Annotated in this window: 23 protein-coding genes; all 23 read left to right on the forward strand. The window is 63.9% G+C overall.

The window, feature by feature from the left end; genetic code table 11:
- The first annotated feature begins 21 nt into the window (after positions 1–21).
- The 23 genes from KI611_RS14495 to KI611_RS14605 all read left to right on the forward strand — a co-directional run bounded on the left by KI611_RS14495 (position 22) and on the right by KI611_RS14605 (position 12,726).
- On the forward strand, positions 22–531 hold the full coding sequence (locus KI611_RS14495) for a hypothetical protein (protein ID WP_226416362.1): 510 nt from the start codon (positions 22–24) through the stop codon (positions 529–531).
- Between the two features lie 6 nt (positions 532–537).
- Complete coding sequence (locus tag KI611_RS14500) at positions 538–918, forward strand: hypothetical protein (RefSeq protein ID WP_226416363.1); 381 nt, start codon at positions 538–540, stop codon at positions 916–918.
- A gap of 1 nt (position 919) precedes the next feature.
- Positions 920–1,087: a hypothetical protein gene (locus KI611_RS14505; protein WP_226416364.1), complete on the forward strand. Its 168-nt coding sequence runs from the start codon at positions 920–922 to the stop codon at positions 1,085–1,087.
- 1 nt (position 1,088) lies between these two features.
- Entirely contained in the window at positions 1,089–1,559 is a 471-nt protein-coding gene (locus tag KI611_RS14510; protein WP_226416365.1) for a hypothetical protein, read from the forward strand.
- Positions 1,556–2,002, forward strand: coding sequence for a hypothetical protein (locus KI611_RS14515; RefSeq protein ID WP_226416366.1), 447 nt, complete (start codon positions 1,556–1,558; stop codon positions 2,000–2,002). The genes KI611_RS14510 and KI611_RS14515 overlap by 4 nt, the downstream gene beginning before the upstream one ends.
- 690 nt (positions 2,003–2,692) lie before the next feature.
- Entirely contained in the window at positions 2,693–3,733 is a 1,041-nt protein-coding gene (locus tag KI611_RS14520; protein WP_226416367.1) for a hypothetical protein, read from the forward strand.
- A complete protein-coding gene (locus KI611_RS14525; RefSeq protein ID WP_226416368.1) occupies positions 3,720–4,013 on the forward strand; it encodes a hypothetical protein in 294 nt (97 codons plus the stop codon). The genes KI611_RS14520 and KI611_RS14525 overlap by 14 nt, the downstream gene beginning before the upstream one ends.
- A gap of 89 nt (positions 4,014–4,102) precedes the next feature.
- The gene (locus KI611_RS14530; RefSeq protein WP_226416369.1) at positions 4,103–4,573 is read left to right on the forward strand and encodes a head completion/stabilization protein; all 471 of its coding nucleotides are present in this window, start codon (positions 4,103–4,105) and stop codon (positions 4,571–4,573) included.
- The gene (locus tag KI611_RS14535) at positions 4,573–4,776 is read left to right on the forward strand and encodes a tail protein X (protein ID WP_226416370.1); all 204 of its coding nucleotides are present in this window, start codon (positions 4,573–4,575) and stop codon (positions 4,774–4,776) included. Before KI611_RS14530 ends, KI611_RS14535 begins: the two co-directional genes overlap by 1 nt.
- Before the next feature lie 4 nt (positions 4,777–4,780).
- Positions 4,781–5,152, forward strand: coding sequence for a hypothetical protein (locus tag KI611_RS14540; RefSeq protein WP_226416371.1), 372 nt, complete (start codon positions 4,781–4,783; stop codon positions 5,150–5,152).
- A complete protein-coding gene (locus tag KI611_RS14545) occupies positions 5,149–5,454 on the forward strand; it encodes a hypothetical protein (RefSeq protein ID WP_226416372.1) in 306 nt (101 codons plus the stop codon). The genes KI611_RS14540 and KI611_RS14545 overlap by 4 nt, the downstream gene beginning before the upstream one ends.
- Positions 5,447–6,259, forward strand: coding sequence for an N-acetylmuramidase domain-containing protein (locus KI611_RS14550; protein WP_226416373.1), 813 nt, complete (start codon positions 5,447–5,449; stop codon positions 6,257–6,259). Before KI611_RS14545 ends, KI611_RS14550 begins: the two co-directional genes overlap by 8 nt.
- Positions 6,256–6,576, forward strand: a complete 321-nt coding sequence (locus KI611_RS14555) for a hypothetical protein (protein WP_226416374.1) — start codon at positions 6,256–6,258, stop codon at positions 6,574–6,576. The genes KI611_RS14550 and KI611_RS14555 overlap by 4 nt, the downstream gene beginning before the upstream one ends.
- Positions 6,563–7,069 carry a hypothetical protein gene (locus tag KI611_RS14560; protein WP_226416375.1) on the forward strand — a complete coding sequence of 169 codons (507 nt, stop codon included), beginning with the start codon at positions 6,563–6,565 and terminating at the stop codon, positions 7,067–7,069. The genes KI611_RS14555 and KI611_RS14560 overlap by 14 nt, the downstream gene beginning before the upstream one ends.
- Entirely contained in the window at positions 7,066–7,527 is a 462-nt protein-coding gene (locus KI611_RS14565; protein ID WP_226416376.1) for a phage tail protein, read from the forward strand. Before KI611_RS14560 ends, KI611_RS14565 begins: the two co-directional genes overlap by 4 nt.
- Complete coding sequence (locus tag KI611_RS14570) at positions 7,527–7,976, forward strand: phage virion morphogenesis protein (RefSeq protein WP_226416377.1); 450 nt, start codon at positions 7,527–7,529, stop codon at positions 7,974–7,976. The genes KI611_RS14565 and KI611_RS14570 overlap by 1 nt, the downstream gene beginning before the upstream one ends.
- Before the next feature lie 67 nt (positions 7,977–8,043).
- Positions 8,044–8,748 (forward strand): phage baseplate assembly protein V, encoded by a 705-nt coding sequence (locus KI611_RS14575; protein WP_226416378.1) that lies wholly within the window; start codon positions 8,044–8,046, stop codon positions 8,746–8,748.
- On the forward strand, positions 8,745–9,080 hold the full coding sequence (locus tag KI611_RS14580) for a GPW/gp25 family protein (RefSeq protein WP_226416379.1): 336 nt from the start codon (positions 8,745–8,747) through the stop codon (positions 9,078–9,080). The genes KI611_RS14575 and KI611_RS14580 overlap by 4 nt, the downstream gene beginning before the upstream one ends.
- On the forward strand, positions 9,077–9,970 hold the full coding sequence (locus KI611_RS14585) for a baseplate J/gp47 family protein (RefSeq protein ID WP_226416380.1): 894 nt from the start codon (positions 9,077–9,079) through the stop codon (positions 9,968–9,970). The genes KI611_RS14580 and KI611_RS14585 overlap by 4 nt, the downstream gene beginning before the upstream one ends.
- Entirely contained in the window at positions 9,967–10,548 is a 582-nt protein-coding gene (locus KI611_RS14590; RefSeq protein WP_226416381.1) for a phage tail protein I, read from the forward strand. Before KI611_RS14585 ends, KI611_RS14590 begins: the two co-directional genes overlap by 4 nt.
- 9 nt (positions 10,549–10,557) lie before the next feature.
- Positions 10,558–11,724 carry a hypothetical protein gene (locus KI611_RS14595; RefSeq protein WP_226416382.1) on the forward strand — a complete coding sequence of 389 codons (1,167 nt, stop codon included), beginning with the start codon at positions 10,558–10,560 and terminating at the stop codon, positions 11,722–11,724.
- Positions 11,725–12,300: a DUF4376 domain-containing protein gene (locus KI611_RS14600; protein WP_226416383.1), complete on the forward strand. Its 576-nt coding sequence runs from the start codon at positions 11,725–11,727 to the stop codon at positions 12,298–12,300. It begins immediately after the preceding gene.
- 3 nt (positions 12,301–12,303) lie between these two features.
- Positions 12,304–12,726: a YiiX/YebB-like N1pC/P60 family cysteine hydrolase gene (locus KI611_RS14605; RefSeq protein ID WP_226416384.1), complete on the forward strand. Its 423-nt coding sequence runs from the start codon at positions 12,304–12,306 to the stop codon at positions 12,724–12,726.
- Positions 12,727–12,808: the final 82 nt, after the last annotated feature.

Raw genomic sequence — 12,808 nt, forward strand, 5'->3', positions numbered from 1 at the left:
ACCTACCCAGGACGACCCATCATGAAAAACATCCGTCTCACCCTAATCAGCCTCGTCGCCGCCATCCTCTGCTTTTCAGGCGGCTATGCCGTAGCCGGCGCGCTGACCGACTACGGCGAAAACCATGTTATCGATTCGGTCATCCGTGGCCAGGCCCTCGGCGCACCCGCCACGCCCTACATCGGCCTCGATACCGCAACCTGCAGCGATTCCGGCATCGGAACCGAACCGAGCGGCAACGCCTATGCCCGCGTCGCGGTAAGCGCCTCGCTGACCGCCTGGTCCGGCACCATCAGCAACAGTTCGACTGCACTCAGCACCGGCACCAGCGGTGCCACCTACAGCCTGGCGCCTATCACCTATACCGCCAGTTCCGGCCCCTGGGGAACCCTGCAGGCGGTCCGCTGGTATGACGCGGCGACCGGCGGAAACAGTTGGATCTGCATCAACCTGACCACCCCGCTCAACGTCTCCGGCTCAGGCTTCACGGTCAGTTTTCCGGCCGGCGCGCTCAGCTTCACCCTCGACTGACCGACCATGAAAAAGATTCTGCTCGCCCTCGCCGCCTGCCTGGCCCTAGCCGCCTGTGCCGGTCCGGCAATCACCCAGCTCGAAGCCAGATCAAGCGCCACAACCGGCGGCGTCGCTACCGCCGCCCTGTGGGGAACGTGGGAAATGGAACTCGCCCCGGCCTATACCCGTGCCGTCGTCGTCCGCCGGATAGCTGCGCGTCAGCTCGCCGCCCACCAGATCGACGGCATCACCGCCATCGCCGTCCAGGACCACGCCGACCGCGCCCGCACCCTGCTCGACCAGTCGCGCCGCGGCAATGCCAAGACGCCAACCGCCCGACAGCGCGCCGAGCTGGCCGAAGCGCTGCAACAAATCGCCGCCGCCGAACAACTGCTGGAGCACTGACATGACCCCGGAACAAGCCCGCGCCTTCGCCGAAGGACTCCTCGCCGCCGCCGACCAGGCGGAAATGGAAGGCCGCAACCTGACCGAAGCGGACCTCGATCACTTCGCCGAGATGGACAACGCAGCCCGCGCCGAACTCGCTGCCGCCATCGCCCGCTACCAGGCCTGACATGACACCGGAACAGAAAGCCGCCCTCGAAGCGGTCGCCGGCCGCGAGCTGACGGCACAGGAATACGTCGATATCGATGCCCTGCTATCGATCCGCAACGACGTTAAGATCGCCGACATCATCAATACCGGGCGACCGGCAGTGGTGCAAAGCATCAGGGTTGAGGACGTTTTTGACGTGCTCTACGCCTCCGGTGATTACATGACGTTGAAGGCGGCACAGCTTGCCGGAAATGCGCTGGCAATCATGGCATTTGCCGTGCTGGCCGACGCCAAAACGATTGGCCCTGGCACCGTCAATTTAACGGCGCCGGTAACCGTCTCGCTGCTCGATCAACTGGTTGCAGCCGAGCTGCTCTCACTTCCCGGCAATGCCGCGCTGCTGGCGAAGGCGAATGTACGGCAGCCAGCTATCCATTACACGACATTGAGTGATGCGCTAAATGTCGCCGAGGGGAGGCTGACGCTATGATGGTTGGTGCAACGATTATCGATATCGGAACGCGCAAGGCGCTTGAAGCAAACGGTGCCAGCATTGCCAGCGGCGCGCTGGCCCAGGCCAACGATGCATCTTATGACATTGTTTCCGACGGTGGCGGCTGCACCGATGCGAAGTTCATAATATCGGGTACGTTTACGACAGCGCCGACCGAAAACACCACGTTGGCGGTCTATGCCCAGCCGCTCGATATCGACGGCACGAACGACGCCGACGCGCCGGAAACCACTCGGCCGACCGTTTTTGTTGGAACCGTGCAGGTCAACAACGTGACCTCGACACAGTATTTTGAGCTGCTGGCCGAAAATGTACCGTGGAAAGCCAACTATTACCTGCATAACAATGGCACCGGACAGACGTTATCGGCGGGGTGGAAGATGGACGTTATCCCCTACACGTCATCCCCGTCTGCTTAAATGTCGCACATCATTGTTCCTTCGCGGCGCGTATGGACACGGCAGCCACGTAATATCCAAGGCCTTGCCGATCGGTGGGTGCAGAAATCGCCGCGGGCGTTTTTTTTGCCCAGCCTCGGGCCTGTTGATATTCTGAATGGTACCGGCTTTATCCCGAACAATGGACCATCAATAAAGGGATTCCAGGGATGCGCATCGATCGTTTCAACGGCGGGAAGTAGCTCCTACGTCGGCTTTAGAGCCCCGGAAAACGTTTCAGGCTCACGATCATCAAAGCTCTACGATGTGTCCGCGCCGCCGCTTACGCTTATCTCTATATCGACGGCAAACTTTAATTCTGGCTACGCGCTGATGCGCGGCAATGGTAGCGGACAGCCAGCCTTCGCGGCTGGAGCATGGTATGGATCGTTCAAGGGCGGTACCGGATATGTCCGCACGACCAGCGGCGGTATCCAGCTAGCGCCGCAAACATCTAATTTCGATACCAGCGTCCAGCTAGCGGTTACCGTACTTTCAATTGGCCCAAGCGCCACAAATTTATGGTGTGGTCCAATCGGGTCCGGCATCTTGCACGCGGCGAGCGCTGCAACGCCAGGCGGTAATTTCTATTACGAATATGGCGACGCCTATCGATGCCTCAGCATTGGTGCAAACTATTCTGGCTTCGCGACAAATACGGTCGGTGCCGGCATGTTTCTATCTGAGTTTTCTCAGGATGATGCCGCTGCGTTAATCGCAAACCCTTGGGGCCTGTTCAAAGCCCGCCGCCGCATCAGCTATTTTGACCTCGGCGCCGGCGCCGGATCAACACTCAATGGCTCGGCCACCGGCGCAGCAGTCGCCGCCGGCGCTGCCGCCCTGGCCGCCCAAGTCGCTCTGTCCGCAGTCGGCGTTTCCAGCGCCACCGGCGGCGCTGCCGGTGCTATCAGCGTACCGCTATCGGCCACCGGCGTTGAAGTATCGAGCGGCGCGGCAGCGGCCACTGCAACCATCACGCTATCAGCTGCCGCCCTGGCCGAATCGGCCGGCGCCGCCGGGCTGTCATCCGCCGTGCTGCTCGCCGGCGCAGCTGCGGCACAGTCCGCCGGAAATGGTCAGCTCGCCGTGCTGCTCGCCGCCCAAGCCGCCGGCGTCGAACAATCCGGTGGGTCGGCCACCGCCACAGGTGGCGCCCTTGGCTCGATCGCGGCCGCTGGTCAGGAACAGTCTGGCGGCCAAGCCGTCCTGCAGGTCAGCATCAACCTGCAAGCTGCAGGTACGGAAACATCATCCGGCGCCGCACTAGCCACCGCCAGCACGGCCGGCCAGCTCGCCGCCCAGGGCATCGGCGCAACCGGCGGCACGGCATTTCCCACCGTCCGAATCAACACCGCCGCCGCGGGGCAAGCGACCACCGCCGGCACCGCTTCCGGACAGGCCATCCCCGGCAACAGCATCACCGGCTTCGGCCACGCCGAAAGCGCCGGCCACGCCGCGCTCTCCGTCACCGTCCTGGTCACCGCGGCCGGGTTCGTCCAGGCCATGGGCGCCGGCGCCCTGGCCATCGAGATCCCGCTCGCCGCCTTCGGCATCGCACAAACGGGCGGCGCGGCCGGGCTGGCTGTCATCCCGGACTACGTCCCAGTCGCCCCGCTCAACCTGGTGGCCAGCGTCCGCCGTCTCGCCAGCCTGCAGATCGCCGCCCACCGCCCCTGTCTCCTCCGCCATGGAGTAAGCCGTGTTCGACACTGAAACCGAGTGGATCGTCGGCCAGACGCCCCGCCTCGACGCCTACCTGACCGACGCTGCCGGCACCGCTATCGACTGCACTGACCTGGTGCTCAAGATCATGTCGCCCGGCGGCGCCGTCGTCACCGTCAGCAATCCGGTCCGCACCGCCATAGGCACCTACCACCACGATCTGCGCGTCGACAAGTCCGGCACCTGGTATTACCACTGGCAGGGCGAAACCCCGTTCCCGGTCGTCGCCGACGGTAGCCTCGTTGTCCAGCCCAGCCGCTTCGTCGCCTGACGGTTGTAAGCGCCTCAGGTAGGACCGCCGCCGTTTCCCCGCGCGCGCAAAACGGGCAACCATGGGCCAACTGACCAACGCAGACCGCCATGAGTTCATTTCTCACCACCGCCCCGAGCCGCCCGGCTACCGAGACCCCCATCGTCTCCAGCCCGTTCTGGCCCGCCGTCGACCCGGTCGATATCCGCGATGACCAGCGCATCGACAACAGCATCACGCCGGCCCGGCTCAAGGCCGCGCTGATCGAAGCCATCGCCAGCACCAACAGCGCACTCGCCGCCTGGCGCATCGCGCAACAGGCCGCCGGCATCGAAACGCTGGCCGCCGTCGCGTGCGAAACCATCGACGAAACCAGCATCCACGTCCACCGCTACCGCCGCGCCGTCGGCTGTCTTGCCAAAGCCCTGCTACTAGAGCGCTACCGCGATTTCGATACCACCGGCAAGGGTGATAAAAAAGCCGAGCAGCTCACCGACCCCATCGACGACTGCCGCCGCGACCACCTCGCCGCCATCGCCGATATCGCCGGCCAGCCGCGCACCACGGTGGAGCTGATCTGATGCAGGTCCGCGCCCAGCAGGGCGACACCCTCGATAGTCTTTGCTGGCGCCACCTCGGCAGCACCGACCCCGTCGAATCCGCCATCGAACTCAACCCGGGCCTCGCCGCCCTTGGCGCCGAGATGCCTAACGGCCGACTGGTCACGCTGCCCGACGCCGTCGCGCAAACCGCAAAAACCAACCTCCTCCAGCTCTGGGACTAAAACAATGCCGGAACCAACCTCCGCCACCGTCGTCGGGCTTACCGCCGCCGGCCTCTCACTGTTCGGCGTCGCGACCGGCCTCCACCCCATGCTGCTCGTCGCCGGATTCGCCGGCGGCTGGTGGTTCAACTCCTACGGAGAACCGCCGCTGCCCCTCGTTCGCCGCCTGTCATCCGGGCTGATCGCTGCGCTGGTCGCAGCATGGACCACGCCGCCGCTGATCGCCTGGCTGACCAGCCTAAGCCTCTGGCCGGCCACGGTAGAGCCCACCGTTGCCGGCTTTCCCTGCGCCCTCGCCCTGGGATTTCTAACCCATAAGGTTCTCGGCCCGGCGCTGCTCAAAATCGCTGCAAAGAAAGTGGAGGAAGCCACGTGACCACCCCGCAATTGCTTGCCACGCTCAACAGCCTGTTCGCCATCGGCTGCGCCATGCTGATCCTCTGGCGCACCGAGCCGGCCATCAATCGCATGAGCAAGGCCACCCACTGGATGATTCGCTACGCGCTACTGCTGATGGCCGCCGGCGCGCTGGCCATCATCCTGACCACCCTCGCCGGCGACCCGCCCGATCCCATCGTCACGCTGCTCGCCGCCGGTATCGCCTTGATGTTGCTATGCGACCGCCGCCTGCGCCTGTTGCTGCCCCACCACAAACCCGGAGAAAGACGTCATGCGTAACGGCGATATCGGCACCCAAGTAACCTCCCTGCAGCGCCTGCTAATCGCCGCCGGATTCAAGATCCCCGCCGATGGCTGGTATGGAGACGACACAACCGCCGCCGTCAAGGCCTTCCAGCAGCGCGCCGGGCTGGTCGTCGACGGGATCGCGGCCGGCAAGACCATCGAAGCATTGAGCACCCGCGACAAGAACCCTCGCCACCTCTCCGAGCAGGCCCTGGCGAAGATCGCCGACCGCCTTGGCGTCCAGCTCGCCGCACTGAAAGCCGTCAACACCGTCGAGAGCAACGGCGCCGGCTTCCATGCCGACGGCCGCCCGGTCATCCTCTACGAGCGCCACATTGCTTATAAGCGCCTGGCCGCCGTCAACGCCGATGCCGATTTCCTTGCCGCCCGCTACCCCAACCTGATCAACCGGGCGCGCGGCGGCTATGTCGGCGGCACCGGCGAATGGTCCCGACTGTCCAGCGCCCGTCAGATAACCGCCGATTACCCAGGCCTTGCCGCCGAATGCTGCAGCTGGGGCCAATGGCAGATCATGGGTTATCACTGGCTGACCATCGGCTATTCGAGCATCGACGCCTTCGTCGCCGCGATGTCTACTTCGGAAGCCGAGCAGCTCGAAGCCTTCGCCCGCTTCATCGAAGACGACCCGGCCCTGCACAAGGCGCTGAAAGCCCGCAAGTGGGCCGACTTCGCCCGGATCTACAACGGCCCGGACTACAAAGCCAACCTCTACGACAGCAAGCTCGCCCGCGCCTACGATCGCTACGCGCCGCCGGCCGAAGAGTTCGCACCGGCATGACCGTCCGCTACAGCGAAGTGCACGGCGAGCTGCGCTGTTTCGAGGCCGACGACCCGGGCGATTACGACGACTACGACGCGTTCTGCAACGTCCAGATCTGGCGGCCGCGCGTCGCCTGCCTGCGCGGCCTGAAGGGCACCATCAGCCGCAAGATCATGCGCCAGATCGTCGGCGTTCTCGCCGCCCGGGGCGTCGCCGTGGTCTATGCCGAGCGCGCCCCGCACCGCAAGCTGCCCTTCGCCCGCCGCATCCCGTCCGGCGACTTCGCCGGCATGTGGCGGCTCGACATCGAGGAGATTCGCCGTGCCGCAACTTAACGCCCTCGCGCTGCGCCTGATCGTCGGCGCCGCGCTGCTGCTCGCCCTTGTCATCGGCAGCTACTACTACGGCCGGCACGTGCTGGCCGGCGAAGTCGCCGCCGACAAACTGGCCGAGGCCCTCGCCTACGCCGGCGAGATCGTCAAGGCGCAAGACACGGCCGACAAGCTGGCCGAAGAAAATACCCAGCTGCGCACCGCCCAGGCGCCGAAGGACCGCATCATCGCCCAGGAGATCACCCGCTATGTCCAAGTCACGCCGCCCGCTCAGCGCTGCACTCTGCCTGGCACTTGGCGCCTGCGCCACGACGCCGCAGCTACCGGCCAGCCCGCCCCAACCGAAGCCGGACCCGTGGTTGATGGAAGCGCCGACCCCGTTGCAGACGCTGCCGCGCTCGAAACCGTCGGCGACAACTACGCCGCCTGCCGCGAAAGCATCGCCAAGCTAGAAGGCTGGCAACGCCGCCAACGTGCGATCGAGGCCAAACCATGAAAAAGCCCGCCGAACTGCGCGCCCACCTCACCACCTGGGTGCCCGATCTCGCCCGCAACCCGGACAAGCTGCACGTCTTCGTGGAAAAAGGCCGCATCTTCAGCCGCTACGGCGAAAGCCTGGCCTTTGAGTACCACTACCAGCTGACGCTCGGCATCACCGACTACGCCGAATCGATCGATGCGGTCATCGTGCCGCTGCTCGGCTGGATCCAGGCGAACCAGCCCAACCTGCTGCTCGACGAAAAGCTGCGCGAAAACCTGATCGCCTTCGACGCTGAGCTATGCAATGCCGAAACCGTCGACCTGCAGCTGATACTCGAACTCTCCGAGCGCGTGCTGGTCACCGAGGCCCCCGGCGGCTACGAATGTCGCCACATCGGCGAACCACCGCTGCCCGGCCTCGGCGGCCCCACCGGCTGGACGCTGTACCACGGCGCCGATCCGCTCACCCCGTAATGGATAAGCTCCCGGCGCTTGAGGCGTTCGCCGCCGATCTGCTCGCCCGCCTCGAACCCGCCGCCCGTACCGAACTGGCCCGGCGCATCGCCCGCGACCTGCGCCCAAGCCAGCAAAAGCGCATTACCGCCCAGCTCAACCCAGACGGCACACCCTACACGCCGCGCCGGACCCGGCTACGCGACAAGAAAGGCAGCGTCCGCCGGCAGATGTTCGCCAAGCTCCGCACCACCCGTTTCCTGAAGATCAAGGGCACGCCCGAGGGCGCCATCGTCGCCTTCACCGAACAGGTATCGCGCATCGCCCGCGTCCATCAGTTCGGCCTGCGCGACAAGGTCAATCGGCGTACCGGGCTGGAAGTCGATTACCCGGAACGCCAGCTGCTCGGCATCACTGCCGACGACGAAGCGCTGATTCGCGATCTGGCCGTCGAATACCTCGCCCGCTAGTCCTACGCCGCCCTGCCACAACCGGCAGTCCACCACCCCCGCGCGCGCGGCCGGCATCATCGGCGCCATGGACGTTATCGAACTATCCCGCCTGCTGGAAAACCTGATCCGCCTCGGCACCATCCTGGCCGTCGACCACGCCGCCCGCCGCTGCCGCGTCAAGAGCGGCCGGCTGGAAACCGAATGGCTGCGCTGGATGGAATACCGCGCCGGCGAGACCACGACATGGAATCCGCCAACGGTCGGCGAGCAGTGCGTCATCCTCTCGCCCTCCGGCGTCGTCGAAAACGGCATCGTGATCTACGGTGCGCCATCCGACGTCATCGACACCCCGAGCCATAGCCCAAACGACCACGTCACGAAATTCCCCGACGGCACGGTCATCCGCTACGACCACGCCGCCGGCATCCACGAAGCGCTCTATCCGGACGGTGCGGCGATCCGCTACAACCATCACAGTAGCCACCTTGAAGCGACCGGCATCATCACCGGCCTCGTCCAGGCGACGACCAGCATCACCCTCGATACCCCGCTCACTCACATCACCGGCAAGTGCGTCATCGACGACCTGCTCACCTACAAAAACGGCATGGCGGGATCCGGCGGCGGCGATGGAAACGACAGCGTAATCACCGGCAACTTCCGCCACCGCAACGGCACTCATGAGCAGACCAACGTCGACCAGGTCGGTACCGGCGGAAGCATCGTCTCGAACGGAATCGTGCTGGATTCCCACCACCACGTCGACCCAGCCGCCGGGGACCCAACATGAACCGCCACACCGGAAAGCCGCTCGACGAAGACGCCCACATCAGCCAGTCGATTACCGACATTCTCAGCACGCCGCTCGGCAGCCGTATCAAGCGCCGCACCTACGGCTCGATGCTGCCCGACCTGGTCGATCATCCCGGCAATCAGGCCAATCGACTCCGCCTGCAAGCCGCCACGGTCATGGCCATCATTCGCTGGGAGCCGCGCGTCAGTATTACCAGCGTCGCGCTCTCGCAGCAGATGGACGGTAAGGCCCAGCTCGATATCACCGCCACGAAGCGCACCGGCGCCCGCTCCGGCCAACGCATCACCATCGCCCACCCGCTGCAATGACCATCGATCTCGCATCCCTGCCGGCCCCCGAAGTTGTCGAAAGCCTCGCCTTCGAGACCATCCTGGCCGAAGCCAAGGCCGATTTCGTCGAACGCTATCCGGATGCCGCCGCGACCATCGACCTCGAATCGGACCCCGTCGTCAAGCTGCTGGAAACCTTCGCCTACCGCGAACTGCTGCTCCGTGCCCGCTACAACGACGAAGCCCGCGCCCTGCTGCTCGCCTTCGCTACCGGCGCAGACCTCGACCATATCGGCATCACCTACTACAACGGCACCGAGCGCCTGGTCGTTACGCCGGCCGACGACACCACCATCCCGCCGACCCCGGCCGTCATGGAAACCCACACCGATTACCGCACGCGCCTGCAACTGCAGCCGGAGAGCGAATCCGTCGCCGGTCCGCGCGATGCCTACCGCTTTCACGCTATTTCCGCCTCGGGTCAGGTCAAGGACGCCCAGGCCATCCGCCCCGAATCCAGCACCGTGCAGATCTTCGTGCTCTCCCGCCTCGGCAATGGCGTTGCAGATGCCGGACTGCTCGCCACGGTCGGCAACGCCGTAACGCCAGAAGACATTCGCCCGATGTGCGACGAGGTCGTCGTCAGCTCGGCCGCCATCGTCGAATACGTTCTCGACGTCGACCTGATCCTTTTCTCCGGCCCTTCCGGCGAAGTCGTCATCCCGGCAGCAGAAGCCGCGCTCGCCGCCTTTGCTGCCGAAAACCATCTTCTCGGCAACGACATCGTCGATAGCGCTATCAAGGCCGCCGCTCATATTCCCGGCGTCAAGAAGGTAATCATCAACAGCCCGCCCGCCGACGTCGTCTGCACCCCCGGCCAGGCGCCGTACTGCACCGCCATCAGCGTCAACGTCACCGCCGTCGAATGAACCAGCCCGCCACCCTGCTCCCGCCCAGCAGCACGCCGCTCGAGCGCGCCATCGATCGAACCGGTGCCGCCCGCCTTGCCGCACAGCCTGCCATCATCGGCGGGCTGTGGAATGCCGCTACCTGCCCGGTTGACCTGCTCCCCTATCTCGCCTGGGCAGTGTCTGTCGATGAATGGGACAACCTGTGGAGCGAAGAAAAAAAGCGCGCCATCATCGCCGAGGCACCGGAGATCCATCGCACCAAGGGCACGCCCAGCGCGATCCGTCGCGCCCTGGCGGCCCTCGGCCAGCCGGATGCTGAAATCACCGAGCGCACCGACTACATCCGTTGCGACGGTTCGGTCATCTGCGATGGATCGCATACCTGTGGCGGCCGCTGGGCAACCTACCGCATCCGCCTGTTCCAGCCGCTCACCGTCGGCGATGCGCAACTCATCAAGCGCACGCTTGAAGCGGTCGGCCGGCTTTCTACCCAGATGCTTTCCCTCGATTTCAGCGCCGCCGCATTCCGCTGCGACGGATCGATCACCTGTAACGGCGACTACTCGTGTGGCGCCGTTGACACCACCATCAACTAGGAGCCGCCGATGGCCGCTTTACCCGAACTCGAACAATTCGACGCCAATGTATTCCAGATTGAAACCGACTCCGTCTGGCTCGGCGGTGTCGACGGCCTGGCAAATAATCAGGGCAAAGCCCTGGCCAACCGTACCAAATGGCTCAAGGCTCAACTGATAGCAGCGGTGCAAGGCCTCGCAGACCATGCCGCCGCCCTCGATCCGCATCCGCAATATGCAACCGACGCCTCGGTCGCCGAACAGCTCGCCGCGTTAGTTGACTCCTCGCCCGCCACGCTCAATACCCTGAATGAACTCGCCGCAGCCCTGGGTGATGATCCAAACTTTGCAGCGACAGTGACCGCAGCGCTCGGATTGCGTTTGACCGTCGCCGACTTCCAGAAAGCCGCTGGGATCACGGCTTCCGCTGCAGGTACCGCCGATGCAATCACGGCAGCCTACACCCCGGTCATCGCCGCTCTCGCCAATGGTATGACGCTCCATTTCAGAGCGACGGCTGCCAACGCCACTACAACACCGACTTTCACGCCGGCCTCGCCCGGAATCGCGCCTAAGACGATCGTCAAGGGAAATAACCTGCCACTCACCGTAGCTGACATTGCCGGCGCTGGCTTCTGGGCCACCGTTCGCTATGACTTGACGCTGGACAAGTGGGTACTGATCAACCCCGCCAACGGCGTCAATTCAGGGATGTCTCAGGCCCAGGCTGATGCGCGCTACTGTGGGATTGGTTATCTGCACGTTCGAGACGAAAAATCTGTAGGAACGCTGGGCGGATCTTCGGTCGTAGGAATGCAGGTCCGGGTCTTAAATACGGTTGCTGCAAATACCATTGGCGGCGCTTCGCTGGCATCAAACCAAATAACCTTGCCGGCTGGGACTTATAGGGTTTTTGCCCGCGCTCCCGTCAATAACGTAGAGGGGAACAAAGCCATCTTGTACAACACAACGGACGCCACAAATACCCTAATCGGCAGTTCTAATAATGGGATCTCTGGACAGAACAGCGACAGCGTAATTATTGGACAATTTACAATTTCGGCATCAAAAGTATTTGAACTTCGCCACTGGATACAGACTGCGACCGGGGGAAATGGGCTTGGGGACGCAGTGAATATATCGACTTTGACTGAGGTTTATTCCGAAGTCGAAATAATCAAGGTCAAGGAGTTTTAAATGCGATTCGCAACTTTTGACGCCGATGGGCGCATCGATACAGCCCATAACGACGATACAGTCATCAAATTACCAGATGGTGCAGTCCAATTGACCGATATTCAGTGGGAGAGTCGGTTCGATCTCCGTCTCTCCGACGGTGCGCTTCTGCTTGATCCTTTAGTTCCGGCCCTGGATGCAACAATTTTGAGTACGTGGAGCCGCGTCAAAGCAGAGCGCGATCGCCGAAAGAATCTCGGCTTCCAGTGCTCAGGCCACTGGTATCACTCCGACGTCGAGTCTAAAACGCAGCACCTCGGAAATAAGGACACGGCGCGCGATCAGATTGCGGTTGGTGGCCAGGCCATAGACCCATTGCGTGATCCGGTCACTAATCAGACCATCGCCTGGAAAACAATGTCCGGTCAATTCGTCCCCCTGACCTGCGGTCTTGCGATAGATATCGTCGCAGCAGGAAAGTCGGCAGAGTTCTCGGTTTTCGCAGCTGCCGAGATGCACCGGGCGCAAATGCTCGCCAGTCCAGATCCTTCCTCCTACGACTTCAGCGCTGGCTGGCCGGAAACCTTCGCGGGGTAAGCCATGCGCGTCCTCTTCTGCACCTCGAAGCTGCCCGGCGCTGCGCTGATCCGTGCCGTCACCTGGTCGGCCTGGTCGCATGTCGCGCTGATCGACGGCGACGAGGCGATCGAGGCGACCTGGCCGGCCGTTCGCGTCGCGCCGCTGGATGAACTGATTGCCAAACACTCCGCCTACGCCATTGTCGACCTGCCTTGCAAGGATTCGGCCGAGGTCATCGCTGCCGCCCGCTCGCAAGTCGGCAAGCCCTATGACCTGACGGCGCTGTTTGGCCTGGTGCTGCACCGCGACTGGCAGGAATCCGATAGCTGGTTCTGTTCGGAACTGGTCGCCTGGGCCTTCTCGCAAGGTAAGTCGCCGCTTTTTCGCGCCGACGCGATGCACCGCATCACGCCGCAGCACCTGTGGATGCTGCCGGCCGCCTGATCCGGTCCTAAGCCGGCACGCCACAACCGCCGCCGCGCGACACCCGCGCGCGCGGCCGGCAACATGGCAGCACACCTTCCAA

This window comes from Dechloromonas denitrificans (assembly GCF_020510685.1).
Lineage (GTDB): Bacteria > Pseudomonadota > Gammaproteobacteria > Burkholderiales > Rhodocyclaceae > Azonexus > Azonexus denitrificans_A.

Excerpts from the sequence above, each read along its gene's own strand:
- KI611_RS14540 (WP_226416371.1), top strand. The coding sequence starts at position 4,781 with ATGCCGGAACCAACCTCCGCCACCGTCGTCGGGCTTACCGCCGCCGGC.
- KI611_RS14550 (WP_226416373.1), top strand. The coding sequence starts at position 5,447 with ATGCGTAACGGCGATATCGGCACCCAAGTAACCTCCCTGCAGCGCCTG.
- KI611_RS14520 (WP_226416367.1), top strand. The coding sequence starts at position 2,693 with ATGTTTCTATCTGAGTTTTCTCAGGATGATGCCGCTGCGTTAATCGCA.
- KI611_RS14575 (WP_226416378.1), top strand. The coding sequence starts at position 8,044 with ATGGACGTTATCGAACTATCCCGCCTGCTGGAAAACCTGATCCGCCTC.
- KI611_RS14590 (WP_226416381.1), top strand. The coding sequence starts at position 9,967 with ATGAACCAGCCCGCCACCCTGCTCCCGCCCAGCAGCACGCCGCTCGAG.
- KI611_RS14565 (WP_226416376.1), top strand. The coding sequence starts at position 7,066 with ATGAAAAAGCCCGCCGAACTGCGCGCCCACCTCACCACCTGGGTGCCC.
- KI611_RS14500 (WP_226416363.1), top strand. The coding sequence starts at position 538 with ATGAAAAAGATTCTGCTCGCCCTCGCCGCCTGCCTGGCCCTAGCCGCC.
- KI611_RS14595 (WP_226416382.1), top strand. The coding sequence starts at position 10,558 with ATGGCCGCTTTACCCGAACTCGAACAATTCGACGCCAATGTATTCCAG.
- KI611_RS14515 (WP_226416366.1), top strand. The coding sequence starts at position 1,556 with ATGATGGTTGGTGCAACGATTATCGATATCGGAACGCGCAAGGCGCTT.
- KI611_RS14510 (WP_226416365.1), top strand. The coding sequence starts at position 1,089 with ATGACACCGGAACAGAAAGCCGCCCTCGAAGCGGTCGCCGGCCGCGAG.
- KI611_RS14605 (WP_226416384.1), top strand. The coding sequence starts at position 12,304 with ATGCGCGTCCTCTTCTGCACCTCGAAGCTGCCCGGCGCTGCGCTGATC.
- KI611_RS14555 (WP_226416374.1), top strand. The coding sequence starts at position 6,256 with ATGACCGTCCGCTACAGCGAAGTGCACGGCGAGCTGCGCTGTTTCGAG.
- KI611_RS14530 (WP_226416369.1), top strand. The coding sequence starts at position 4,103 with ATGAGTTCATTTCTCACCACCGCCCCGAGCCGCCCGGCTACCGAGACC.
- KI611_RS14585 (WP_226416380.1), top strand. The coding sequence starts at position 9,077 with ATGACCATCGATCTCGCATCCCTGCCGGCCCCCGAAGTTGTCGAAAGC.
- KI611_RS14505 (WP_226416364.1), top strand. The coding sequence starts at position 920 with ATGACCCCGGAACAAGCCCGCGCCTTCGCCGAAGGACTCCTCGCCGCC.
- KI611_RS14495 (WP_226416362.1), top strand. The coding sequence starts at position 22 with ATGAAAAACATCCGTCTCACCCTAATCAGCCTCGTCGCCGCCATCCTC.
- KI611_RS14600 (WP_226416383.1), top strand. The coding sequence starts at position 11,725 with ATGCGATTCGCAACTTTTGACGCCGATGGGCGCATCGATACAGCCCAT.
- KI611_RS14570 (WP_226416377.1), top strand. The coding sequence starts at position 7,527 with ATGGATAAGCTCCCGGCGCTTGAGGCGTTCGCCGCCGATCTGCTCGCC.
- KI611_RS14580 (WP_226416379.1), top strand. The coding sequence starts at position 8,745 with ATGAACCGCCACACCGGAAAGCCGCTCGACGAAGACGCCCACATCAGC.
- KI611_RS14535 (WP_226416370.1), top strand. The coding sequence starts at position 4,573 with ATGCAGGTCCGCGCCCAGCAGGGCGACACCCTCGATAGTCTTTGCTGG.